The sequence below is a fragment of the Kinneretia sp. DJ1R-11 genome (assembly GCF_025717595.1).
GTDB lineage: Bacteria > Pseudomonadota > Gammaproteobacteria > Burkholderiales > Burkholderiaceae_C > Paucibacter_A.
Genome location: NZ_JAJIRR010000041.1, coordinates 1 through 1,335 on the forward strand (window position 1 = coordinate 1; position 1,335 = coordinate 1,335).

2 protein-coding genes are annotated in these 1,335 nt (G+C 59.0%); both read left to right on the forward strand.

All coding sequences use genetic code 11. The features are described 5' to 3' along the window. The coding region (locus LNV23_RS23800; protein ID WP_263565233.1) for a PEP-CTERM sorting domain-containing protein at nucleotides 1–672 on the forward strand (672 nt) is incomplete at its 5' end. 113 nt (nucleotides 673–785) lie between these two features. Beyond that, nucleotides 786–1,274 (forward strand): hypothetical protein, encoded by a 489-nt coding sequence (locus LNV23_RS23805; protein ID WP_263565234.1) that lies wholly within the window; start codon nucleotides 786–788, stop codon nucleotides 1,272–1,274. Nucleotides 1,275–1,335: the final 61 nt, after the last annotated feature.

Here is a 1,335-nt window from a genome sequence, read left to right on the forward strand (position 1 = left end):
TCCAAATTTCCATTCTACAAAGGGAGGTTACTCATGAGAAAAATTGCCTCTGCCGTCATGGCGGCAGCGCTTGTGTGCATCAACTGCACCGCAAGCGCAGCGTTCGTGGACCAGGATTTGACCGCTATTGGCGACGGCCTTCTAACTCTTGATACGTCGACCCAGCTTCAATGGCTCGACATCACCGCGACAAGCGGACTTACGTTCCGCGCTATCGAGCTGGGCGCAGGAGGCTGGGCTTCACGGGGATTTCGCGCCGCCACCCGGCCAGAACTCGAGCAGCTCTTCTCAAGCGTCGGCATAGTTGTTGGGCCACCGCGGACGCGATCCAATGCGCCAGGTGTGCTAACGCTGATGGAGCATCTTGGGTGCAATTTGTGCTACCTTGGATCTACCCTAATAGGCGGAAGCGTGCTGTATGGAGACGAAGCGCTGTCTGCCAATGGGCTACTTGGGCATGCCACCTTCTCAGTCGACGTCTACGGGGACGGATTCGCTTCTGCTGCCGGTACGTGGGCCGACGCATGGGATCTCGGTAGTTCGAACTTGACAACCATTCTCGTGAGGGCAGTTCCACAGCCTGTTCCCGAACCAAGCACGGCTGTGCTGCTCGGCGCCGGAATCATGATTGTAGGTGCGCTCAAGCGCGCGCGTAAGACGCCTGCGGCCTAACCCTTCGCTCAACCGGACCCGCAACGGCACGCCGCCTGCGGGCCTCATTTCATTCTGTCCCTTCGGCGTCCTGCCGTCGCGGGCCGGTTAGCTTCAACGTTAGGCGGCCGAAGATGCAACCTGATCCAGTGTTTGAAGAGTTCTTGCAACCCGCCACGCGAGCCAGGGCCACCACCGAGTTGGCTGCCAGAGGAGCCGAAGCCATTCCAGTGCTCAGGTCACTCTTCTCAGGTGAAGCGAAGAATGCCTTTGGTGTTCCCTACATCAAGCTCGGCACTCCGCTTGATTGCGCGCTTGTTGCAGCCGGTCGAATGGGCCCATTGTCAAAGCCGCTCGAACCGTACATCCGAGATGCTCTGTCTATCGGGTGCAACTATGCGGCTCACGCATTAGCGAGTATCGGAACACTTGAGGAAGCCACCATTTCAGCGCTGGCGACGCAGCTGAAAAATCCCTTGCTAATCTCAACCGACTCAGCCGTCACGTTAGCGCACTGTGGCCAGCTGAATCACCCTTCGGTCATTGAAGCAGTCAAGTCATCCCTCCAAGCGGAGCGAGCGGTGGCCGCCGCACTCAAGTTCAATGTGCCCACAAAGAGCTAGCCCCGTGGCGCGTCGTCCGCCTAACCCTTCAATCGAGAGGACGTCACCCGGCAAGCCGGGC